Genomic DNA, 21710 nt, shown 5'->3' with positions numbered 1-21710 from the left:
AGAAATTGGTAACATTGCGCCATGTCCCATCACGTCTCCATCATCGCCTACGATGGCCTGTGCACTTTCGAGTTCGCCTGCGCCATCGAGCTGTTCGCCCTGGAGCGTCCGGAACTGGGGGTGCGCTGGTATAGCCATACGGTATGCGCCATCGAGCCCGGTCCCCTGCGCGCGCGGGGTGGCCTGACGGTGCAGGTCCCGCACGGCCTCGACGCCCTCGTGCACGCGGACACGATCGTCATTCCCGGCTGGCGCGACCGGTACGAGGTGCCGCCGCCCGCCCTCGCCGACGCCCTGCGCGCGGCGCACGCACGTGGCGCGCGTCTATGCACGATCTGCTCGGGCGCCTACGTGCTGGCGTACGCCGGCCTGCTCGACGGCCTGCGGGCCACCACGCACTGGCACTACCTGGACGACATGCTCGCCCGCTTTCCGGCCATCGAGATCGATCCGGACGCGTTGTACGTCGAATCCGGCAACATCGTCACGTCGGCCGGTTCCGCGGCCGGCCTCGACATGCTGCTGCACCTCGTGCGCACCGACTTCGGGGCCGAGGTCGCCAACCTTGTCGCACAACGCCTCGTGATCCCGGCGCACCGCGACGGCGACCAGGCGCAGCGCGTCGCGCGCCCGGTGCCCGATGCCGGCGTGGACACCATCGCCCGCCTGATGGACCACGTGCGCGAAACCATCCGCGCCGAGCACACGGTGGCCTCGATGGCGGCCGAGGCACGACTGGGGACGCGCACCTTCCAGCGCCGCTTCAAGGAAAGAACGGGCCTCGCGCCGCTCGGCTGGCTCGTGCGCGAGCGGGTCGCGCTTGCCGCGCAACTGCTGGAATCGCGGCCGCAGCTCGCCATCGATGCGATCGCCGACCTGGCCGGGCTCGGCTCGGCCGAATCGCTGCGCCGGCATTTCCGTGCGCACGGGCTGGCATCGCCCGGGCGCTACCGCAAGCGCCCGCCCGGCCCGGTTACTTGTACTGGTACAGCGGACGGCGGATGAGGATCGGCCGGATGTCGAGCCGCACGTCGTAGATCGAATAGGATTCCATCGACGACGACTGGTAGCCGACGCTGTCGTCCGTACGTGTAAAACGAAATTCGAAGCCGAGGTCGGGCTGGACGCCGTTCGGGCTGCCGAGCGTGATGCCGATCGCGTCCGGCTGGTCGCTGTCGATCAGCTTGCTCATCAGGTCGACGACGGTGCTGTTGCCGAGGATGTCGGCGGTGAACAGCGGTTCGCGGTAGTACGGCCGCGACGGGTCGAGCTTGTTGTCGGCCTTGTCCTCGGACGGCGTGCATTCGCGCGTGACGATATTGAAGTGGTCGCCGTTGTCGAGGTAGCTGACGCGCACGTTGGTCACGTTGAACGCGCCCTCGTGCACGATCGCGTTCGACAGGTCGAGCACGAGCGCACCCTTGTAGCCGATCACCTCGACGTCGCGGTTGGGCAGCACCACCATCGCCGTGTCCTCGTCGATGCCCAGGCCCAGCTTGTAGCCTTTCTTGAGCATGGCGGGCAGCATGCGCGCGAAACGGCCGCGCACGAGCAGGTGCTGGTCGATGAAGACGTCGTCGCCGACGAAGCCGAGCCCGTCCGTGATTTCCTCGCCCTCTTCCACGCCCAGCTTGAGCGTGGCCAGCACGGTGCGGGGCCGGCCGAACATCGTGCTGCTCATGATGGCGGCACCGGCGCTGGAGCCGGCGATCACGCCGCCGCGCCGGTACATGTCCCACAGGGCATCCAGGACGCGGGTATTGCTGCCGTCCTCGTGGCGCAGTGCGCGCGTGATCCGGCTCTGGTCGCCGCCCGCGAAGAACGCACCGTTCGCGTTGCGCACGGCGTCGGCCAGACCCCGGTCGTCGGCCGCCGCCTGGTAATTACTGCCGGACAGCTTGACCGCGACGGGGACGAAAAATGCTTTGGCGCCATAGCTGTTGAGGCGCTCGACGAGGCTCTTGCCGGACCGTTCCGGCGTGCCCGACGCGGACGCGAACACGGCGATGCGCGCCCCCTTCCCGCCCGCGAGCTGGATGATGCGTTCCCACACGGGACCATTCGAGGGGCGCAGATTGCCGCCGATGATGACGAGGGATCCCTTGGGCTGTACCACCGCATCGGCGGCGGCGCACCAGGGCGCGCCGGCCAGCAGCAGCACGGCCAGGAAAAGACGCAACGCAGACCGAACCATAAAACCCTTCCCGACTTCGACAAACAGTAAGCCTGATTGTAGAGGACCGGCAGCGTGTTGCGTCCGGTCAGGAAAGATATATGTTCGGGTAGTAGCGTTCCATCAGCGTGTCAGGACGCTCGGACGGCGCGAAGCCGAAGCGGGAAAACAGGCTGTGCGCGTCGTTCGTGTTGAGGGTGAACCGGCGCATGCGCTGCAGACTCGGATGCTCCATGACGATGCGGATCAGCTGCTTCGCATAGCCGCGCCCGCGGTACTCGGGCACGACGAAGACGTCGCACAAGTGGGCCATCGTCGCATAGTCGGTGATGACCCGCGCGAACGCGATCTGGCGGCCGTCGATGTAGCCGCCGAAGCACAGCGAATTCTCGATCGAGCGCTCGACCACGGTACGCGAGATGCCGACGGCCCAAGTCGACTGCTCGCTGAGGAAGCGGTAGATCATGGGAATATCGAGCGTCGTCCGGTCCGTGCTGACCTGGAAACTGGAATCGTTGGTGGTTGGAATCATGGACACGCCAAACCGTCAATCTGGTAAAAAAACCAATTCTAGCCCCGTTCCGGTCCGCATGGACGTTTCCGCCAATCGTGCGCGCATGAACCGGTCAGCGCCTGGGCAGATAGCGCTCCGGCAGGCGCAGCGACGCGTCCTCGGCGCGCCACAACAAGTTCACGATCCACCAGCGCTTGCCGTCGTGGTACAGCTGAATGCTGTTGATGCCGCGCTGGAACGGTTCGGCGTCCCCGCGCGCATGCCGCGATTCGTATGTGCTGAACACATGGACGATCTGGCCGAACGTCTCCGTGTTGCGCGCTGCCTCGCGCTCGAAAAAGCCCATCGTCGCGAACGCCTTCGAGTTACGGGCGATATAGTCCTCGACCGTCATGGCGCGCAGGGCATACACGCCCTCCGGCCGCGCGCCGACGGCCATCAGCCGGCCTTCCGGTGCGAACAGCGAGCGCATCCGGTCCCAGTCGCGCGGCTGGCCGGCCGTGCCGGAAATGACGTCGTACAGCGCGGCAACGATGCCGTCGACAGTGGCGACGTCGACCGGGCGGGCGGCAGGGCTCGACGCCGGGGTTGCGGCCGGCGTGGCCGCGGCGGCGACCGGCCCTACCGGCGGCACCTGTCCCGGTTGAGCATGCGTCCCGGCCACGATCGCCATCGCCGCCATCCAACCCACCCAGTGTCTCGCTGACATGTCCGTCTCCCGTCGTTATGTTATGGAATTACCAATAACAACGACATCATCGGCCATTTGCGGATGAAAGTCATCGGGGCGCAATCGCCGGGGGTAAGTCTGCACAGTTTATAATCAGGAAATCCAAGAACATCCCGTCACCCGTCTCCCATCATGACTGATCAATTTGCCAAAAAAGCGGAAGCCTGGTCGGCCCGCTTCTCCGAACCCGTCTCCGACCTCGTCAAGCGCTACACCGCGTCCGTCTTCTTCGACAAGCGCCTGGCCCTGTTCGACATCCAGGGTTCGCTCGCCCACGCCGAAATGCTGGCTGCCCAGGGCATCATCAGCGCCGCAGACCGTGCCGAGATCGAGCGCGGCATGGCGCAGATCCGCAGCGAGATCGAAGCCGGCCAGTTCGAGTGGCTGCTCGACCTGGAAGACGTGCACCTGAACATCGAAAAACGCCTGACGGAACTGGTCGGCGACGCCGGCAAGCGCCTGCACACGGGCCGTTCCCGCAACGACCAGGTGGCGACCGACATCCGCCTGTACATGCGCGCCGCCATCGACGACATCCTCGCCCTCTTGAGAAGCCTGCGCGGCGCCCTGACCGACCTGGCGGAACGCAACGCAGACACCATCATGCCGGGCTTTACGCACCTGCAGGTGGCGCAGCCGGTGACCTTCGGCCACCACCTGCTGGCCTATGTGGAAATGTTCGGCCGCGACGCCGAGCGCATGGCCGACACGCGCCGCCGCGTGAACCGCCTGCCGCTGGGTGCCGCCGCCCTGGCGGGCACCACCTTCCCCATCGACCGCCTGCGCGTGGCCAGGACCCTCGGTTTCGAAGACGTCTGCCACAACTCGCTCGACGCTGTATCTGATCGCGATTTCGCCATCGAGTTCACGGCAGCCGCATCGGTCTTGATGATGCACATCTCGCGCATGTCGGAAGAGCTGGTGACGTGGATGAGCCCGCGCATCGGCTTCATCGACATCGCCGACCGCTTCTGCACCGGCTCGTCGATCATGCCGCAGAAAAAGAACCCGGACGTACCGGAACTGGCGCGCGGCAAGACGGGCCGCGTCTACGGTCACCTGATGGGCCTGCTGACCCTGATGAAGGGCCAGCCGCTCGCATACAACAAGGACAACCAGGAAGACAAGGAGCCGCTGTTCGACACCGTCGACACGGTGCTGGACACCCTGCGCATCTTCACCGACATGGCTTCCGGCATCACCGTCAAGCCCGACAACATGCGCGCCGCCGCCCTGCAGGGCTATGCGACGGCGACCGACCTGGCCGACTACCTCGTCAAGAAGGGCCTGCCGTTCCGCGATGCGCACGAAGCCGTGGCGCACGCCGTGCGCGCGTGCGACGACGCGAAATGCGACCTGTCGGAGATGTCGCTGGAGCGCCTGCGCGAGTTCTCGCCGCTGATCGAGCAGGACGTGTTCGCCGTGCTGACCCTGGAAGGTTCCGTCGCGGCGCGCGACCACGTGGGCGGCACGGCCCCGAACCAGGTGCGCGCGGCCATTGCCCGTGTCCGGGCACAATTGGCGGAATAAGGACGCCCCCGGGTGTCCGCCCTGACGGAGGACACCCATGCAACGCTACGGCAACCAGAGTCGTGAATCCGGCGTCGTTGCCTACGACATCGACGCCGGCCAGATCATCGTCCAGTTCAGGAACGGCGAACGCTATCTCTACACGGAAGACAGCGCCGGCGCCGCCAACATCGCGCGCATGCAGGAACTGGCCCGGGCCGGCCGCGGGTTGTCGAGCTTCATCAGCCAGCACGTCCACGACCGCTACGCCCGCAAGATCAACTCGCGCCGACTGTAACCCACAAGAAAGATCCATGACTGCAACGCCAGCCCTGCCCCAACGCGATTTTTCCGCCTTCCTATTCGACATGGACGGCACCATTCTCACTTCCATCAAGGCCGCCGAGCGGGTCTGGGGCGACTGGGCCGCCGGCCACGGGCTCGACGTGGCGGCCTTCCTGCCCACGATCCACGGCAAACGCACCGAGGAAACCATCCGCGCGCTGGAACTGCCCGGCGTGGACCCGGTAGCGGAAGCCGCGTTCATCACGCGCGCGGAGATCGAGGACGTGGCCGGCATCGAAGCCATCGAAGGCGCGGCCGACTTCATCGCCAGCCTGCCGGCCGGGCGCTGGGCCATCGTCACGTCCGCGCCGCGCGCGCTGGCCGAAGCACGCATCGCGGCGGCCGGCCTGCCGTTGCCGGCCGTGCTGGTGGCCGCCGAGGACGTCGAACGGGGCAAGCCCGCGCCCGATCCTTTCCTGCTGGGCGCGCGCAAGCTGGGCGTGAAGCCGGAAGACTGCCTCGTGTTCGAAGACACGCTGGCCGGCCTGCGTTCGGCCGCTGCTGCCGGCATGGACAGCATCGTCGTGACGGTCACCCACGCGCATCCGCTCGAGACCGATGTTGCTTCCGTGCTCGATTACGCGGATCTGCGCGCCGTAACGACGGCCGACGGCCTGCTGCGCGTGCAGCGCCGGCCGTAACGTCTGTGAGGAGCCGCTAGCGGGGTTCGTCCGGCACGATGCCGGCCTGCTCCCCGTGGTCGGCCCGGAACACGCGCGGGTCCAGCGTCTTTTCGTCCGTTTCGAGCGCTGCGGCCGGCGCGGCCGCCGGCATGGACGAGGTGCGCGTATCACGCTTGGGATACGGCGTGCCGTCGCGGTGGGCATAACTGTCGGTCTTGCCGTCGTACACGAGGTCGATGTCCGGATACTCGGCCTTGTCCTCGGGAATGCGCGAGCCCACGCACAGGAGCAGCGCATTGCCCCAACCGCGATTGATGAGCTGGTGGCCGTTCGGCCGCCCGGCCGGGAACGCCGCGCAATCGCCCGCGCGCATCAGGGTTTCGCCTTCGTCCGTGACGAGCGTCAGCTCGCCGGAGACGACCATCACGAATTCATCCTCGTGACTGTGCCAGTGGCGCTGCGACGAGGCGGCGCCGGGCAGCAGCTCGACGAGGTTGACGCCGAACTGCGTCAGGCCGCCGGCATCGCCCAGCGCCTGCTTGCTGCGGCCGTTGACGGCTTCGGCAAAGGGATCGGGATACCCGGTACCGGTCAGCACGGGAATACTGCTCAGGTCTAGCCGCGACATGGATCACTCCTTATCAGGTTTGCGCGCGGCCTTGGCCCTTCCTCAGCCGCGTTTTTGCACCAGCGTCAGGATATCGTAACTTGCGACGAGTTCGTCGTTCTGATTCGTCACCTGGACGTCCCACGCCACCACGCCCTGCCCCCGCCCCTGGTCGTCCGTGCGGTTGCGGTCGACCTTGCGCTTGCACGTGAGGCGCGCGCGGATCGTGTCGCCGATCGCCACCGGCGCCACGAAGCGCAGGTTGTCCAGGCCATAGTTCGCCAGCACGGGGCCGGGCGCCGGCGACACGAACAGGCCCGCCGCCGCCGACAGCACGAAGTAGCCGTGCGCGATGCGCTTGCCGAACTGCGTATCCTTCGCCGCGATCTCGTCGAAGTGCATGTAGAAATAATCGCCCGAGACGCCGCCGAAGTTCACGATGTCCGCCTCGCTGACCGTCCGGCGGTGCGTCAGCAGCGAGTGGCCAATCTCCAGGTCTTCGAAATAGCGCCGGAACGGGTGCACTTCCGATTCCTTGACGGCCGCGCCGCGCACGTATTCTCCCGTGACGGCCGCCAGCATCGTCGGCGAACCTTGCACCGCCGCCCGCTGCAGGAAGTGTTTGACCGCGCGGATACCGCCGAGTTCCTCACCGCCGCCGGCGCGGCCCGGACCGCCGTGCTTGAGCATCGGCAGCGGCGAGCCGTGGCCCGTGGAGTCCACGGCCGCGACGCGGTCGAGGATGTGCACGCGGCCATGCGACGCCGCCGCGACGGGCACCGCATGCGCCGCGATGGCCGGGTCCTTCGTCACCAGGGTCGTCACGAGGCTGCCCTTGCCGCGCGCCGCCAGCGCCAGCGCCTCGTCGATGTCATGGTAGGTCATCATCGTGCTGACGGGGCCGAACGCCTCGATGTCGTGCACGGCATCGTTGACCATCGCGTTGCGGCACAGCAGCAAGGTGGGCGCGAAGAACGCGCCGGCGGCGCAACCGTCGCCGACAGGCTGGAAACCGTCGCGGGCGCTGAACAGCACCTCGTTGCCGCGCGCGAGCATCTCGACGCGCTCGCTGACGTCGCGCTGCTGGTCCAGCGACGCCAGTGCCCCCATGCGCACGCCCTCGACCTTCGGATTGCCGACGACGATCTTCGCGAGGCGCGCACGCAGGCGCTCGCCGACGACGTCCGCCAGGTGCTCGGGCACGATCACGCGGCGGATCGCCGTGCATTTCTGGCCCGCCTTGCCCGTCATCTCGCGCGCCACTTCCTTGACGAACAGGTCCAGTTCTTCGTCATCGGGCGTGACGTCCGGCGCGAGGATGGCGGCGTTCAGCGAATCCGCTTCCCCCGTGAACGGCACGGATTCGCGGATCAGGTTCGCGTTGCCGCGCAGCTTCGCGGCCGTGTCGGCGGAACCCGTGAACGTCACCGCATCGAAGCCGTTCAGGCGGTCCAGCAGGTCGCCCGTCGAGCCGATGACGAGCTGCAGGCAGCCCTCCGGCAGCAGCGCCGACTCCATCATCATCTTGACCACCGCATGCGTGAGGTAGCTGGTGGCGGTGGCCGGCTTGGCGATGCAGGGCATGGCGGCGAGGAAGCTCGGCGCGAATTTCTCCAGCAGGCCCCAGATCGGGAAATTGAAAGCATTGATGTGCACGGCGACGCCGCCGCGCGGCACGAGGATGTGCGTGCCCGCGAAGCCGCCCCGCTTGCCGAGCGCCATGGCCGGCCCTTCGTGCAGCACGTTCGACGACGGCAGCTCGCGCCCGCCGATGCTGGCATACGCGAACAGCGTGCCGATGCCGCCTTCGACGTCCACCCAGCTGTCCTGCCGCGTGGCGCCGGTCAGGTGCGAGATCTCGTACAATTCTTCCTTCCGCTCCATCAGGTAAGCCGCGAGGGCTTTCAGGCGCTGGGCGCGCTTCTGGAAGTCCATCGCCATCAGCGCCTGCACGCCCGTCTTGCGGGCATACGCGACGGCTTCGCCGAAGTCGATCCGGTCGGCGTGCGTGTGATAGATCAGCTGGTTGTCCAGGGCGCTGTGCAGCGGCTGGTGCGCTTCGCTGCCGAGCCAGCGGCCGGCGATCAGGCTTTGCAGGGTGGTTGGGGTGTGCATCCTCGTCTCCTTATGTCTTTGGCTTGTGCGGCTCGTCGAACACGATGCGCTGCCGCTCCGGTTCCACTTCCGTGTACGCTTCCACTTCACGCATCGTGCGCATCGACCTGACGTTCAGGTCGTGGTACTGCCGCGTGCCATAGCTCTTCCATGCGATCTCCTCGTCCGACACGGCCCGCACGATCTTCGCCGGCGCGCCCAGCACGAGGCTGCGCGGCGGGATCACCATGCCCGCCTTCACGAACGCCGCCGCGCCCACGATGGATTCCGCGCCGACGACGGCCTTGTCCATCACGACCGCATTCATCCCGACCATCGCGTTCCTGCCCACGCGGCAGCCGTGCAGCACGGCGCCGTGGCCGATGTGGCCGTCCACCTCGACGACCGTGTCGTCTTCCGGAAAGCCGTGCATCACGCACGTGTCCTGCACGTTCGCGCCCTCTTCCAGGATCAGCCGCCCGAAGTCACCGCGCAGCGACGCCAGCGGCCCGACATAGCAGCGCGGGCCGACGATCACGTCGCCGATCAGCACCGCCGTCGGGTGCACGTACGCCGTCGGGTGCACGACGGGGCGCAGTCCGTCGATTTCATAGACTTTCACCATGACGTTCTCTCTTCCTTACACGCGTTCCACGATCATTGCGATGCCTTGGCCGACGCCAATGCACATCGTGCACAGCGCGTAGCGGCCACCGGTGCGGTGCAGCTGGTTGACGGCCGCCGTGACGAGCCGCGCACCGGAGGCGCCCAGCGGGTGGCCGATGGCGATGGCGCCGCCGTTCGGGTTCACGTGCGCGGCGTCGTCCGGCAAGCCCAGGTCGCGCAGCACGGCCAATCCTTGGGACGCGAACGCTTCGTTCAGTTCGATGACGTCCATCTGGCCGATGCTCAAACCGGTCATCGCCAGCAGTTTCTTCGTCGCGGGCGCGGGGCCGAAGCCCATGATGCGCGGCGCCAGGCCCACCGTCGTCATGCCGACGACGCGGGCGCGCGGCGTCAGGCCGAATTTGTCCACGGCCGCGCCGGAGGCGACCAGCACTGCGCAGGCGCCGTCGTTGACGCCGGACGCGTTGCCTGCCGTGACCGTGCCGTCCGGCGTCACGACGCCTTTCAGACGGGACAGCGATTCCAGGCTCGTGTCGGGGCGCGGGTGCTCGTCGGTGTCGAATACGCGCGACTCGCCTTTCTTGCCATGCAGCGTCACCGGCACGATCTCGTCCTTGAACACGCCGGCCGCCTGCGCCGCCGCCCAGCGCTGCTGGCTGCGCAGCGCGAACGCGTCCTGGTCGCCGCGCGCGATGCCGAAATCGCGCGCCACGTTCTCCGCCGTCTCCGGCATCGAGTCGATGCCGTACTGCGCCTTCATCTTCGGATTCACGAAGCGCCAGCCGATCGTCGTGTCTTCGATCTTCGCGCTGCGCGAGAACGCGCTGTCCGCCTTGGCCATCACGAACGGGGCGCGCGTCATGCTCTCCACGCCGCCGGCGATGATCAGGTTCGCCTCGCCCGCGCGGATCGCGCGCGCGGCGCTGCCGACGGCGTCCAGGCTGGAGCCGCACAGGCGGTTGATCGTGGAACCCGGCACGGATGGCGGCAAGCCGGCCAGCAGCGCGGCCATGCGCGCGACGTTGCGGTTGTCTTCGCCGGCGCCGTTGGCGCAGCCGTACAGCACGTCGTCGACCTGGGACCAGTCGACGCCGGGATTGCGGGCCATGAGCGCGGCGATCGGCAGCGCGGCCAGGTCGTCCGCACGCACGCCGGACAGGGCGCCGCCGAAGCGGCCGAACGGGGTGCGGATGGCGTCGACGATGAATGCGTCAGTCATTGGAATCTCCTTAGTTATTCTTGGGCCGCCTGTCGACCACGCGGCGCGCCTTGCCCGTGAGCGAGCGTTCGATGCCCTGCGCGGGCAGCAGGGTGACGGCCGTCGTCACGCCGATATACGTCTTGATGCGGTGCTGCAGCTCGCGGGTCAGCGCGTCCACATTGTCCGCACTCTCGTCGCGCAGCTCGCAATGGACTGCCAGCGCATCGAGGTGCCCGTCGCGCGTGACGACGAGCTGGTAGTGTGGCGCCAGCGCCGGCATCTGCAGGATCTGTTCCTCGACCTGGCTGGGGAACACGTTCACGCCGCGGATGATCAGCATGTCGTCCGAGCGGCCGTTGATGCGGCCCATGCGGCGCATGGAGCGCGCCGTCGGCGGCAACAGCTTCGTGAGATCGCGCGTGCGGTAGCGGATGATCGGCAGCGCTTCCTTCGTCAGCGACGTGAATACGAGCTCGCCCTCTGCGCCGTCCGGCAGCACCTCGCCCGTGTCCGGGTCGATGATCTCGGGGTAGAAGTGATCCTCCCAGATCACGGGGCCGTCCTTCGCTTCGATGCATTCGCCGGCGACGCCCGGCCCCATCACTTCCGACAGGCCGTAGATGTCGACGGCGTCGATGCCGGCGCGTTCCTCGATCTCGCGGCGCATGGCGTCCGTCCACGGCTCGGCGCCGAAAATGCCCACCTTGAGCGAGGACGCGGCCGGATCGAGGCCCTGGCGCCTGAATTCCTCGACGATGTTCAGCATGTACGACGGGGTCACCATGATGATCGAGGGTTTGAAGTCCTGGATCAGCTGGACCTGCTTTTCCGTCTGCCCGCCCGACATCGGCACGACCGTGCAGCCCAGGCGCTCCGCGCCGTAGTGAGCGCCGAGACCGCCCGTGAACAGGCCGTAGCCATAGGCGATGTGCACCATGTCGCCGGGACGCCCGCCCGCCGCGCGGATCGAGCGGGCGACGACGCCGGCCCACGTGTCGATGTCGCGCTGCGTGTAGCCGACGACGGTCGGCTTGCCCGTCGTGCCGGACGACGCGTGCACGCGCACGACCTGCTCGCGCGGCACGGCGAACAGGCCGAACGGATAATTGTCGCGCAGTGTCTTCTTGTCCGTGAACGGGAATTTCGCCAGGTCGGCCAGCGTCTTCAGGTCGTCCGGATGCACGCCCGCCTCGTCGAACGCGCGGCGGTAGTGCGGCACGTTGTCGTAGGCGTGCTTCAGGCTCCACTTCAGCCGTTCCAGTTGCAGGGCCTGCAGTTCGTCGCGGCTGGCGCGCTCGATCGGCTCCAGTTCGCCCGGTTGCGGAATGCGTTGCACCATCGTTGTCTCCTCCATTTATAGATCGACGACATGGCCCGCGACGCGATGCGACTTCCCGCGGAACAGCGCGACCTTGCGCCCGTCCTGGTCGGTCACGACGACGTCGTAGACACCCGTCTTGCCGGCCAGCGCCTGCTCGACCGCTTCGGCCACGAGCACGTCGCCTGCGCGGCCCGGCGCGAGGTAGTCGATCGTGCAGCCGGCGCCCACCGTGTTGAAATTGTGCGAGTTGCAGGCGAATGCGAACGCGCTGTCGGCCAGCATGAAGATATAGCCGCCGTGGCAGGTGCCGTGGCCGTTCAGCATGTCCTCGCGCACCCGCATGCGCATGCGCGCGTAGCCGGGGCGGATCGCGTCGAGCGTCATGCCCAGCGCCTGGCTGGCGGGATCGCGTTCGTACATCGTCTTGCCGGCCAGTTCGGCCCGAGCTTGTGCGTCACTGTGCATGGATGCGTGCTCCGGTCGGGTTGGCGGCGAGCTTGCGGCGCAGCAGCGGCGACACGCGGTAGCGGTCTTCGCCATACGTCGCGCCCAGGTTGGCCAGCACGGTGAAGACGTGGCGCAGGCCGATCGCATCGGCCCAGGCCAGCGGACCGCGCGGATAGTTCACGCCCTTCTGCATCGCGATGTCGACGGCGGCCGCGCTGCACACGCCCTGGTTGACGGCGTCGAGCGCCTCGTTGGCCAGCATCGCGACGGTGCGCATCACGGCCATGCCCGGCACGTCGTCGAGGCGCGTCACGGTGAACCCGGCCTGCTGGAACAGGCCGACGGCGGCGTTCCACGCGGCGGCGCTGCACTGGTCCGCGCGCGCCAGCGCGATGCGCGTGGCCTTGGCCGGGTCGAGCAGCAGGTCGAACAGGATCGTGTCCGGCCGGCCTTCATCGAGAGCGCGCTGCGTGGCGCTGCGGCCGTCGGTCAGGAAGATCGTGGCGGCGCCCTCCGAGCTGCCCACACGCGCTTCCAGGGCAGCGGTTACCGGATCGGCGCCGCCAAGCGTCGCCTGTGCGCCCCCCTGCTGCGCGGACTCGGCCTGCGCCTGCGGCGGCACCACGTCGTCGCCGTAGCGATAGAATCCGCGGCCCGTCTTGCGGCCCAGGAAGCCGGCATTCACCAGTTCCTGCTGCACGACGGACGGTGCGAAGCGGGGGTCGCCGTAGTAGGCATTGAAGACGGATTGCGTGACCGAGTAATTGACGTCGTGGCCGATCAGGTCCATCAGCTCGAAAGGGCCCATGCGGAAACCGCCGCAGTCGCGCATCACGGCATCGATCGTGGCCGGGTCGCCCGCCTGTTCGAGCAGCAGGCGCAGCGCCTCCGCATAATACGGGCGCGCCACGCGGTTGACGATGAAGCCGGGCGTCGACTTCGCATGCACGGGATTCTTGCCCCAGGCCGCGGCGGTCGCGACCACGGTGTCCGCGACGGTCTTGTCGGTGGCGACACCGGAGATCACTTCCACCAGCGCCATCAGCGGGACCGGATTGAAGAAGTGCATGCCGACGAGGCGCCCCGGGCGTTTCAGTCTTGCGCCGATGGCCGTGACGGAGATCGACGACGTGTTCGTGGCGAGGACGCAGTCCGGCCCGACGATGCCTTCCAGGTCGGCGAACAGGGCGCGCTTGACGTCGAGGTCCTCCACGACGGCTTCGACGACCAGCGCGGCATCCTTCGCTTCATCGAGCGCACGCATCGCGTGGATGCGCTCGCGCGCGAGATCCGCTTCCGCCGCGCCCATGCGGCCTTTTTCGACCAGTCTTGCCAAGGCCTTGACGATGCCGGCGATGGCCTTTTCGACGGCTTCCGGACGGGTGTCGTACAGCCGCACGGTGTGCCCGGCGACGGCCGCCACCTGGGCGATGCCGGCGCCCATCGCGCCGCTGCCGATGACGGCGACGACGCTGTTTTTCTCCAATGCCTGGGTCATGTTTACTCCCCCTTGAACGCGGGCTGGCGCTTGGCGATGAACGCGGCGACGCCTTCGCGGTAATCGTCGCTGTAGCCCAGTTCGCGCATCATCTCCGCTTCCAGTTGCAGCTGCTGTTCCAGCGTATTGCCCCAGCTTTCGTGCATGGCCCGCTTCGTGAACGCCAGACCCTTCGTCGGCGCGGTGGCGAAGTGGCGGGCCATGGCCAGCGCTTCGTCCATCAGCGATTCGTCCGGCACGCAGCGCCAGATCAGGCCCCATTGTTCGGCCTTCTCGGCCGGCAGCTTGTCGCCCAGCAGGGCGAGACCCATGGCACGCGCGGGACCGAGCAGCCGCGGCAAGGCCCACGTGCCGCCCGTGTCCGGGATCAGACCCAATTTGCAGAACGCTTCGATGAAGGATGCCGATTGCGCGGCCAGCACGATGTCGCACGCGAGCGCCAGGTTGGCGCCGGCGCCGGCGGCCACGCCGTTGACGGCGCAGATCACGGGCAGCGGCAGGCTTTTCAAGGTGAGCACGAGCGGGGCATAGAATTTTTCGACGGATTCGCCCAGGTCGACGCCCGGCGCGCCCGGCTCCACGGCGCGGTCGTTCAGGTCCTGGCCGGCGCAGAAGCCGCGGCCGGCGCCCGTCAGCAACAGCACGCGCACCGACTTGTCGTCCTCCACGCGCTTCAAGGCGGCGCGCACTTCCAGGTGCATCGCCTGGGTAAAACTGTTCAGGCGTTCGGGGCGGTTCAGGGTCAGCGTGGCGATGCCCTGCTCGATCGTGAACAGGATGGATTCGTAGGTCATGGTGTCTCCTCGTTCTCAATTCCGTCATTCCCGCGCAGGCGGGAATAGTGCCCCCGGCACTATTCCCTCCATACTGAGCGTCCGAAGCCGATTCAGCATGGGTCCCCGCCTTCGCGGGGAGTCGTTTCTGGCAATGCCGGGAACGACGGAGGGGTGTTTATTCGACCACGTCGAAATCGACGACAACCTTGTCCGTCACCGGAAAGCTCTGGCAGCTCAGCACGAAGCCGCGCGCGACCTCGTAGTCTTCCAGCGCATAGTTGACGTCCATGTCGACCTGCCCCTCGCGCACCTTGCAGCGGCACGTCGAGCACACGCCGCCCTTGCAGGAATAGCGCATGTCGAGGCCCGCGCGCAGGCCGGCGTCGAGGAGCGATTCCTTGTCGCGGTCCATCGTGAAGCTGGCGTGGTTGCCGTCCATGATCACGGTGACTTCGGTCAAGTGGTGCGCTTCGGCCGCCGCCTCGCGGCGCGCCTTGCGCGGTTCCTGCGCGGCGCCGGCGGCGAACAGCTCGATGCGGATGCGCTCCTTCGGCATGCCGGCTTCCTGCAGCGCGGCGGAGACGCCATGCATCATGTCTTCCGGGCCGCAGATGAACGCGTAGTCGACGTCTTCCACGCGCAGCCAGCGCTGGAACAGCTGGCGGCATTTGTCCTGCGTGATGCGGCCGTTGAACAGCTCGATGTCCTGCTGCTCGCGGCTCATCACGTAGACGAGGTTCAGGCGTTCCAGGTATTGGTCCTTCAGCTCCGCCAGTTCGTCGCGGAAGATCACGGACGACGACGCGCGGTTCCCGTACAACACGGTGAAGCGGCTGTGCGGCTCGGCGATCAGGGTCGTCTTGACGATGGAAAGGATCGGCGTGATGCCGCTGCCGGCGGCGAAGGCCAGGTAGTGGCGGCGACTGTCCGGTTCCAGCGGCAGGTTGAAGCGGCCTTCCGGCGGCATCACGTCGAGCGTGACGCCGGGCCGGATGCAGTCGTTGGCCCAGGTCGAGAACAGCCCGCCCTGCACGCGCTTGATGGCCACGCGCAGCTTGTCATCCTGCACGGCCGAGCAGATCGAATAGGAGCGGCGCACGTCCTCGCCGTCGATCATCGTGCGCACTGTCAGATGCTGGCCCTGGCGGTAGCGGAAGGCCTCGCGCAGCGGCGGCGGGACGTCGAACGTGACGGCGATCGCGTCGCGCGTCTCGTGCTTCACGTGCGCCACGGTCAATGGGTAGAACTTGCTCATGTGGGCCTCAATGGCATTTGAAGTAGTCGAACGGCTCGCGGCAATCCAGGCATTGATACAGTGCCTTGCACGGGGTCGAGCCGAACTGGCTGGTGAGACGGGTGTGCATCGAGCCGCAGTGCGGACAGGCCACGTCGGGCTGCTGGATCGCATGGCGCTTCACGCCGCGCGCCAGGCCGCTGATGTCGATCACCTGCTGCACCGGCGGCGCGATGCCATAGCCCTTCAGCGCGGCCTTGCCGGCGGCGCTCATCCAGTCCGTCGTCCATGCGGGCGACAGGCGGGTAACGATGCGCAGGCGGTCCACGCCGCGTGCGCGCAAGGCCTTGCCGATGTCTTCGGCGATGACTTCCATCGCGGGGCAGCCGGAATACGTCGGGGTGATCGTGACGACGCATTCGCCGTCGTCGTGCACGTCCACGGCACGCACGATGCCCAGGTCCACGACGGAGATCACGGGAATCTCCGGATCCGGGACCTCGCCCAGCCAGGACCAGACCCGGTCGGCCGTGATCGGTGACGTGGCCGCGGTCATCACCATTCCACGCCCGGGTAGGCGCGCTGCAGGAACTGCATCTCGGCGAGGATGTAGCCGAGGCGCTCCGTGTGCCGGCCCTGTTTGCCGCCGCGCTGGACGTAGGCATCCACGGGCGGCATCGTCAGCGTCGCTTCGTCCAGCACCTCGGCCACGTGGGCCAGGAATGCCTCGCGCAGCGGCTCCGCTGCCGGTGCCACGCCCTGCGCGACCATCGCCAGGTCGACGTCGTCGTAGATGAACATCTCGCCGGCGTAGGTCCACAATTCGTCGAGCGCGTCCTGCATCTTGCGGTGGCTGACGTCCGTGCCGTCGCCCAGGCGCACGACGAGGTCGCCGCTGCGGCGCAGGTGGTACGTCACCTCCTTGATCGATTTTTCCGCGATCTCGCCGATGCGGCGGTCGCTGGACGCCAGCAGGCCGCGCATCAGGAAGTAGTGCCACGTATCGAACAGGAACTGGCGCGTCAGCGTCTGCGCGTAGTCGCCGTTCGGCTGCTCGACGAGCAGGCAGTTGCGGAAGTCACGGGTGTCGCGCAGGTACGCCAAACGATCCTCGTCGCGGCCGTGGCCTTCGATCTCGCCCGCATACGTCAGCCACATCCGCGTCTGGCCGAGCAGGTCGAGGGCGACGTTGGTCAGCGCCATGTCTTCTTCCAGCGCCGGGCCCTTGCCGCACAGCTGCGACAGTTGCTGCGACAGGATCAAGGCATTGTCGCCCTGGCGCAGAAGGTATTCGAACTTGTTCGCGTCCATGGTCCGCTCACAGGTTCTTGACGTCTTCCGGCATCGGGAAGAACGTCGGGTGGCGGTAGACCTTGCTGTTCGACGGCTCGAACAGGGCGTCCTTGTCGGCCGGGCTGGACGCGACGATGTCGGCGGCCTTCACCACCCAGATCGACACGCCTTCGTTGCGGCGCGTGTAGACGTCGCGCGCGTTGTTGATCGCCATCTCGGCATCCGGCGCATGCAGGCTGCCCACGTGCTTGTGGGCGAGGCCGTGCTGGCTGCGGATGAAGACTTCCCACAGGGGCCATTCCTTGCTCATTATTGTCTCCGTTCAACTCGTCGTTCCCGCGCAAGCGGGAACCCATGCTGAGGCGATTTCAGACGCCCGGTATGGATTCCCGCGTGCGCGGGAATGACGTAATTAAATTATGCGGCGGCTTTCTTTGCGGCCTGCTTGTCCGCGTGCGCGACGAGCGCCTCGCGGAACCATGCGCCATCCTCGTACGCCTTCACGCGGGTCCGCAGGCGCTCCTTGTTGCACGGCCCGTTCCCTTTCAGGACGTTATAAAACTCTTCCCAATCGATCTCGCCGAAGTCGTAATGCCCCCGTTCCTCGTTCCACTTGAGGTCCGGGTCGGGGACGGTGAGGCCGAGGAATTCGGCCTGGGGCACGGTCTGGTCGACCATGCGCTGGCGCAGCTCGTCGTTCGAGAACAGCTTGATGCGCCAGGCCGTCGACTGGGCGCTGTTGACGGATTCCGCATCGGACGGGCCGAACATCATCAACGACGGCCACCACCAGCGGTTGAGGGCATCCTGCGCCATCGCCTTCTGCTCGGGCGTGCCCTGGGCCAGCTTCATCATGATGTCGTAGCCCTGGCGCGCGTGGAACGACTCTTCCTTGCACACGCGGATCATCGCGCGGGCATACGGACCGTACGAGCAGCGGCACAGCGGGATCTGGTTGATGATCGCGGAACCGTCCACGAGCCAGCCGATGGCGCCGATGTCGGCCCACGTCAGGGTCGGGTAATTGAAGATGCTCGAATACTTGGCCTTGCCGGAGTGCAGGGCGGCCAGCAGTTCGTCGCGCGACACACCCAGCGTCTCCGCCGCGCTGTACAAATACAGCCCGTGGCCGGCTTCGTCCTGGATCTTGGCCAGCAGGATCGATTTGCGCTTCAGCGTGGGCGCGCGCGTCACCCAATTGCCCTCCGGCAGCTGGCCGACGATCTCGGAGTGCGCGTGCTGGGAAATCTGGCGAATCAGCGTCTTGCGGTACGCCTCGGGCATCCAGTCCTTGGCTTCGATCTTCACGCCGGCGTCGATGCGCGCCTGGAACGCCTGCTCTTCCGCGCTCATGTCGGCGCGGGTCTGGACCTGTTTCAGGCCGGTTTCAACCATCTGGGCATACATGGCTGGTCTCCATTTGAGTTCTGTCTCGATTCATAATACGATACAAGAATCGCGATGTATAGCGAAATTTTGAATCATATTGAGACCGGGTAAAATCGCCGTCATGACCCAGCCCAGCAGCCAACAGTGGATCGCCCACTTCCTCGAGACCGACCCGCCGCGTTCCAAATCGCTCGTGATGACGATCTTCGGCGACGCCATCGCGCCGCACGGCGGCCGCCTGTGGCTGGGCAGCCTGATCGAACTGGTGGCGCCGCTCGGCGTCACGGACCGGCTCGTGCGCACGAGCGTGTTCCGCCTCGTGCAGGAGGGCTGGCTCGTCGCGAACCGCGAGGGCCGGCGCAGCAGCTATGCGCTGCAGCCGGACGCCGCGCCCCGCTTCGCGCGCGCCAACCGCCGCATTTACGCGCCGCCCGGCGTCGACTGGGACGGCCGCTGGACCCTGCTGCTGGCCCCCAACGGCAGCATCGACAGCGCGCTGCGCGCGGCCGTGCGCAAGGAACTCGAATGGGAAGGATTCGCCATGCTGGCGCCGGGCCTGCTGGCGCATCCGGCGGCCGACCCGGACGGCGTGGCCGAGGTGCTGCGGCGGGTGGAGGGCGGCGGCAAGATCTTCGTCTGCGCCGCGACGGAGCTGCCTTGTGCCGGCGCGCGGCCGCTGGCCGAACTGGTGCGCGAAGGGTGGGATTTGTCTGCCGTCGCGACCGGCTACCGGCGTTTCATCAAGGAATTCTCGCCGCTGCTCGACCTGCTGCGCGGCGAGCCCGAACCGGATCCGCAGCAGGCCTTCATCGTGCGTACCCTGCTGATCCACGCGTACCGCCGCGTCCAGCTGCACGATCCGATGCTGCCGCTGGCGCTGTTGCCGCAGCCGTGGCCGGGGTCGGAGGCGTATGCGCTGGCGCAGGCGATCTACCGCCTCGTGTGGGCGCCGGCCGAGCGGCATCTGATGGACGTGCTGCGGCGCGAGGATGCGGCGGCGCCGGCGGCGGACAGTGGTTTGTACGAAAGATTTGGCCAGTTGCGCTGATCGCGACATAAAACAACGTCATTCCCGCGCAAGCGGGAATCCATGCGGTGTCACAACTCAAGCGACGCATGGGCTCCCGCTTTCGCGGGAGCGACGGTGTTAACAATCCAGCGCAAACTGCGCCGCCGCCATCGGATTACGGATGCGGTCCAGCGCCAGTTCCAGGTCGAGCCCGGGCCAGTACAGGCAGTCCCCGCCCCATTGCTGGATATGGCACAGCTGCGCCACGGTGGCGTGCTCGAACCAGGGGAACAGCGCGAACGGCACATAGAGCTCTTCGTCGCGCCAGCGCAGCCAGAAGCCGCGCCGGTCGATGGTTGTGATTTCCGGCCGCGCCACACGGATGTTCATCATGTTCCCTCCTCCTCGATGAGGCCAAGCAAGAACAGTAGCAAACCCTTGGTCGTCATCCATTAAGCAGTATCATGCCGGCTCACACCCAACAACATCAGGACGCACCATGTCTATCAAGATCAGCAGCCAGTTCGACGCTGGCGCCATCGATATCGTGAACGCCACGAGCGCGAACGCCATCGACCTGAACATCCGCAAGGACTCCCACGCCGACATCACCCAGTGGTTCTACTTCCGCCTGCAGGGCGCGCAGGCGCAGCCGTGCACGATCCGCCTGCTCAACGCCGGCAAGTCCGCGTATCCGAAGGGCTGGGAAGACTATCACGCGATGGCCAGCTACGACCGCGTCAACTGGTTCCGCGTGCCGACGAGCTTCGACGGCCAGACGCTCACGATCGAGCACACGCCCGCCATGGACAGCGTCTACTACGCCTATTTCGAGCCGTATTCGTGGGAACGCCACCTGGAGCTGCTCGACCGCGCCCAGCTATCCGAACACGTGCGCATGCTGGACCTCGGTTCGACCGTCGACGGGCGCGACCTGAACCTGCTCGTCATCGGCGACGAGGCGGCGAACAAGAAGAAGGTGTGGGTCATCGCACGCCAGCACCCGGGCGAGACGATGGCCGAGTGGTTCGTCGAAGGCATGCTCGACGCCCTGCTCGACCCGGCCCATCCGTTCGGCCGCCAGTTGCTGAAAGAGACCGTGTTCTATGTCGTGCCGAACATGAACCCGGACGGGTCCGTGCGCGGCAACCTGCGCACGAACGCGGCCGGCGCCAACCTGAACCGCGAGTGGCTGAATCCGTCGCTGGAACGCAGCCCGGAAGTGTTCCTGGTCCGCAAGAAGATGGAAGAGACGGGCGTCGACCTGTTCCTGGACGTCCACGGCGACGAGGGCCTGCCCTACGTCTTCATCGCCGGCAGCGATGCCCTGCCGACCTTCACGGCGGAACAGGCCGCCGCGCAGAAGGCATTCTCGGACGCGTTCATGATCGCCAGCCCGGACTTCCAGAACGTGCATGGCTACCCGAAAGAGCCGTACACGGACGAGGTGCTGACGATGGGTTCGCCGTACGTGACGCATGCGTTCGGCTGCCTGTCGCTGACGCTGGAATTGCCGTTCAAGGACAATGCCAACGACCCCGATCCGCAGGTCGGCTGGGACGGCGCCCGCAGCGCGCGCCTCGGCGCCGCGGTGCTGCAGCCGGTGCTGCAGGCCGTGCGTCAGTTGCAAAAATAAAGAAACGGGGCACGAGCCCCGTTATCCGCTTACAGGAAAGTAAACACCTGTTCCTGCGTGAGACGCGATTTCGGCAGGCTTGCGTTGAAATCGCTGTCGGCGTGGTAGCCGAAGCTCAGCAGGACGAGGCTGGACAGGCCCTTTTCGTGCAGGCCCAGTTCCGCGTCCAGCGCGGCCGGGTCGAGGCCTTCCATCGGGGTCGTGTCCACGCCCAGCGCGCTGGCGGCCAGCATGGCGTTGCCCAGCGCGATATAGGCCTGCTTCTCGAACCACTGCGGCAGGTCCTTCAGCGTGTAGCGGTGCAGGTTGACGTAGCCCTGGCGGCCCTTGGCCTGGCCGGCCCTGGCGGCATCGTCCTTGAAGCGGCCGTCGCGCTGTTCCTGTTCGAGCAGGCGCTCCAGGTGGCCGCCTTCGGCGTCGACGCGCGTGCAGAACAGGATCACGTGCGACGCGTTCAGGATCTTCGCTTCGTTGTAGCTGTACGGCCCCTGCACGCCCTTGGCCAGGCGCGCCTTCGCTTCCGGCGTGCTGGCGACGATGAAGTGCCAGGGCTGCGAGTTCACCGACGACGGGCTGTTGCGCAGCACTTCATAGATCTGCTGCATCGTCTCCTCGGGGACGCGGCGGGTCGGGTCGTAGGCCTTGGCGGTGTAGCGCTTGCGGGCGGCGGCAAGAATGTCCATC

The 21710-nt window shown here is 67.0% G+C and carries 24 protein-coding genes; 6 read left to right on the top strand and 18 right to left on the bottom strand.

Translation table 11 applies throughout. The features are described from left to right. Nucleotides 1–21 precede the first annotated feature (21 nt). Nucleotides 22–1005: a transcriptional regulator FtrA gene (ftrA, locus tag ACEN9H_RS01810; RefSeq protein WP_413673571.1), complete on the top strand. Its 984-nt coding sequence runs from the start codon at nucleotides 22–24 to the stop codon at nucleotides 1003–1005. On the opposite strand, the gene ACEN9H_RS01805 is transcribed toward ftrA, so the two are convergent. The 3 genes from ACEN9H_RS01805 to ACEN9H_RS01795 form a co-directional block, all read right to left on the bottom strand. Beyond that, nucleotides 974–2179, bottom strand: a complete 1206-nt coding sequence (locus ACEN9H_RS01805) for a cyanophycinase (protein ID WP_413673570.1) — start codon at nucleotides 2177–2179, stop codon at nucleotides 974–976. The genes ftrA and ACEN9H_RS01805 overlap by 32 nt on opposite strands. 82 nt (nucleotides 2180–2261) lie before the next feature. Further along, the gene (locus tag ACEN9H_RS01800; protein WP_056124352.1) at nucleotides 2262–2705 is read right to left on the bottom strand and encodes a GNAT family N-acetyltransferase; all 444 of its coding nucleotides are present in this window, start codon (nucleotides 2703–2705) and stop codon (nucleotides 2262–2264) included. Between the two features lie 94 nt (nucleotides 2706–2799). Next, nucleotides 2800–3396, bottom strand: coding sequence for a hypothetical protein (locus ACEN9H_RS01795; protein ID WP_413673569.1), 597 nt, complete (start codon nucleotides 3394–3396; stop codon nucleotides 2800–2802). A 153-nt stretch (nucleotides 3397–3549) separates the two neighbouring features. Here ACEN9H_RS01795 and argH point away from each other — a divergent pair, with 153 nt between their 5' ends. Genes argH through ACEN9H_RS01780 form a run of 3 tightly spaced genes read left to right on the top strand, consistent with a single transcriptional unit; the run spans nucleotide 3550 to nucleotide 5912 of the window. Continuing rightward, nucleotides 3550–4947, top strand: coding sequence for an argininosuccinate lyase (gene argH / locus ACEN9H_RS01790; protein WP_056124355.1), 1398 nt, complete (start codon nucleotides 3550–3552; stop codon nucleotides 4945–4947). 37 nt (nucleotides 4948–4984) lie between these two features. Next, nucleotides 4985–5224, top strand: a complete 240-nt coding sequence (locus ACEN9H_RS01785; RefSeq protein ID WP_371767140.1) for a hypothetical protein — start codon at nucleotides 4985–4987, stop codon at nucleotides 5222–5224. Between the two features lie 16 nt (nucleotides 5225–5240). Beyond that, nucleotides 5241–5912, top strand: a complete 672-nt coding sequence (locus tag ACEN9H_RS01780; protein WP_160409438.1) for an HAD-IA family hydrolase — start codon at nucleotides 5241–5243, stop codon at nucleotides 5910–5912. Nucleotides 5913–5928: 16 nt separating this feature from the next. On the opposite strand, the gene ACEN9H_RS01775 is transcribed toward ACEN9H_RS01780, so the two are convergent. From ACEN9H_RS01775 to paaA, 13 genes are all read right to left on the bottom strand, one after another. After that, nucleotides 5929–6522, bottom strand: coding sequence for a cupin domain-containing protein (locus ACEN9H_RS01775; protein WP_413673568.1), 594 nt, complete (start codon nucleotides 6520–6522; stop codon nucleotides 5929–5931). A gap of 42 nt (nucleotides 6523–6564) precedes the next feature. Continuing rightward, entirely contained in the window at nucleotides 6565–8616 is a 2052-nt protein-coding gene (paaZ, locus tag ACEN9H_RS01770; protein WP_413673567.1) for a phenylacetic acid degradation bifunctional protein PaaZ, read from the bottom strand. Nucleotides 8617–8626: 10 nt separating this feature from the next. After that, nucleotides 8627–9220, bottom strand: a complete 594-nt coding sequence (gene paaY, locus ACEN9H_RS01765; protein WP_056124366.1) for a phenylacetic acid degradation protein PaaY — start codon at nucleotides 9218–9220, stop codon at nucleotides 8627–8629. 15 nt (nucleotides 9221–9235) lie between these two features. Further along, nucleotides 9236–10441, bottom strand: a complete 1206-nt coding sequence (gene pcaF, locus ACEN9H_RS01760; protein ID WP_413673566.1) for a 3-oxoadipyl-CoA thiolase — start codon at nucleotides 10439–10441, stop codon at nucleotides 9236–9238. Nucleotides 10442–10451: 10 nt separating this feature from the next. Next, nucleotides 10452–11762: a phenylacetate--CoA ligase PaaK gene (paaK, locus tag ACEN9H_RS01755; protein WP_413673565.1), complete on the bottom strand. Its 1311-nt coding sequence runs from the start codon at nucleotides 11760–11762 to the stop codon at nucleotides 10452–10454. 15 nt (nucleotides 11763–11777) lie between these two features. Then, nucleotides 11778–12209: a hydroxyphenylacetyl-CoA thioesterase PaaI gene (paaI, locus tag ACEN9H_RS01750; RefSeq protein ID WP_413673564.1), complete on the bottom strand. Its 432-nt coding sequence runs from the start codon at nucleotides 12207–12209 to the stop codon at nucleotides 11778–11780. Continuing rightward, nucleotides 12199–13689 (bottom strand): 3-hydroxyacyl-CoA dehydrogenase PaaH, encoded by a 1491-nt coding sequence (gene paaH / locus ACEN9H_RS01745; RefSeq protein ID WP_413673563.1) that lies wholly within the window; start codon nucleotides 13687–13689, stop codon nucleotides 12199–12201. Before paaH ends, paaI begins: the two co-directional genes overlap by 11 nt. Nucleotides 13690–13691: 2 nt before the next feature. After that, nucleotides 13692–14483 (bottom strand): 2-(1,2-epoxy-1,2-dihydrophenyl)acetyl-CoA isomerase PaaG, encoded by a 792-nt coding sequence (gene paaG, locus ACEN9H_RS01740; protein WP_413673562.1) that lies wholly within the window; start codon nucleotides 14481–14483, stop codon nucleotides 13692–13694. Nucleotides 14484–14640: 157 nt separating this feature from the next. Further along, nucleotides 14641–15720 carry a 1,2-phenylacetyl-CoA epoxidase subunit PaaE gene (gene paaE, locus ACEN9H_RS01735; RefSeq protein WP_413673561.1) on the bottom strand — a complete coding sequence of 360 codons (1080 nt, stop codon included), beginning with the start codon at nucleotides 15718–15720 and terminating at the stop codon, nucleotides 14641–14643. Nucleotides 15721–15727: 7 nt separating this feature from the next. After that, nucleotides 15728–16255, bottom strand: a complete 528-nt coding sequence (paaD, locus tag ACEN9H_RS01730; protein ID WP_413673560.1) for a 1,2-phenylacetyl-CoA epoxidase subunit PaaD — start codon at nucleotides 16253–16255, stop codon at nucleotides 15728–15730. Beyond that, nucleotides 16255–17010, bottom strand: coding sequence for a 1,2-phenylacetyl-CoA epoxidase subunit PaaC (gene paaC / locus ACEN9H_RS01725; RefSeq protein ID WP_413673559.1), 756 nt, complete (start codon nucleotides 17008–17010; stop codon nucleotides 16255–16257). Before paaC ends, paaD begins: the two co-directional genes overlap by 1 nt. 7 nt (nucleotides 17011–17017) lie before the next feature. Further along, a complete protein-coding gene (gene paaB, locus ACEN9H_RS01720) occupies nucleotides 17018–17302 on the bottom strand; it encodes a 1,2-phenylacetyl-CoA epoxidase subunit PaaB (RefSeq protein WP_036238302.1) in 285 nt (94 codons plus the stop codon). A gap of 107 nt (nucleotides 17303–17409) precedes the next feature. After that, the gene (paaA, locus tag ACEN9H_RS01715; RefSeq protein ID WP_056124397.1) at nucleotides 17410–18399 is read right to left on the bottom strand and encodes a 1,2-phenylacetyl-CoA epoxidase subunit PaaA; all 990 of its coding nucleotides are present in this window, start codon (nucleotides 18397–18399) and stop codon (nucleotides 17410–17412) included. A gap of 103 nt (nucleotides 18400–18502) precedes the next feature. Between paaA and paaX the strand changes: the two genes are divergently transcribed. After that, on the top strand, nucleotides 18503–19429 hold the full coding sequence (gene paaX, locus ACEN9H_RS01710) for a phenylacetic acid degradation operon negative regulatory protein PaaX (protein WP_413673558.1): 927 nt from the start codon (nucleotides 18503–18505) through the stop codon (nucleotides 19427–19429). 99 nt (nucleotides 19430–19528) lie between these two features. Here the strand turns inward: paaX and ACEN9H_RS01705 are convergent, their stop codons facing one another. Continuing rightward, complete coding sequence (locus ACEN9H_RS01705) at nucleotides 19529–19783, bottom strand: DUF2442 domain-containing protein (protein WP_371767153.1); 255 nt, start codon at nucleotides 19781–19783, stop codon at nucleotides 19529–19531. Nucleotides 19784–19889: 106 nt separating this feature from the next. Between ACEN9H_RS01705 and ACEN9H_RS01700 the strand changes: the two genes are divergently transcribed. Continuing rightward, nucleotides 19890–21026: a M14-type cytosolic carboxypeptidase gene (locus ACEN9H_RS01700; protein WP_413673557.1), complete on the top strand. Its 1137-nt coding sequence runs from the start codon at nucleotides 19890–19892 to the stop codon at nucleotides 21024–21026. Nucleotides 21027–21055: 29 nt separating this feature from the next. Here the strand turns inward: ACEN9H_RS01700 and ACEN9H_RS01695 are convergent, their stop codons facing one another. Next, complete coding sequence (locus ACEN9H_RS01695; RefSeq protein WP_056124406.1) at nucleotides 21056–21709, bottom strand: oxygen-insensitive NAD(P)H-dependent nitroreductase NfsB; 654 nt, start codon at nucleotides 21707–21709, stop codon at nucleotides 21056–21058. Nucleotide 21710 lies beyond the last annotated feature (1 nt).

The sequence above is a fragment of the Massilia cellulosiltytica genome (assembly GCF_047325105.1).
Taxonomy (GTDB): domain Bacteria; phylum Pseudomonadota; class Gammaproteobacteria; order Burkholderiales; family Burkholderiaceae_D; genus Telluria; species Telluria orientalis.
Note: the sequence above shows the minus strand (reverse complement) of the source record. Positions and strands in the feature narration are given on the sequence as shown.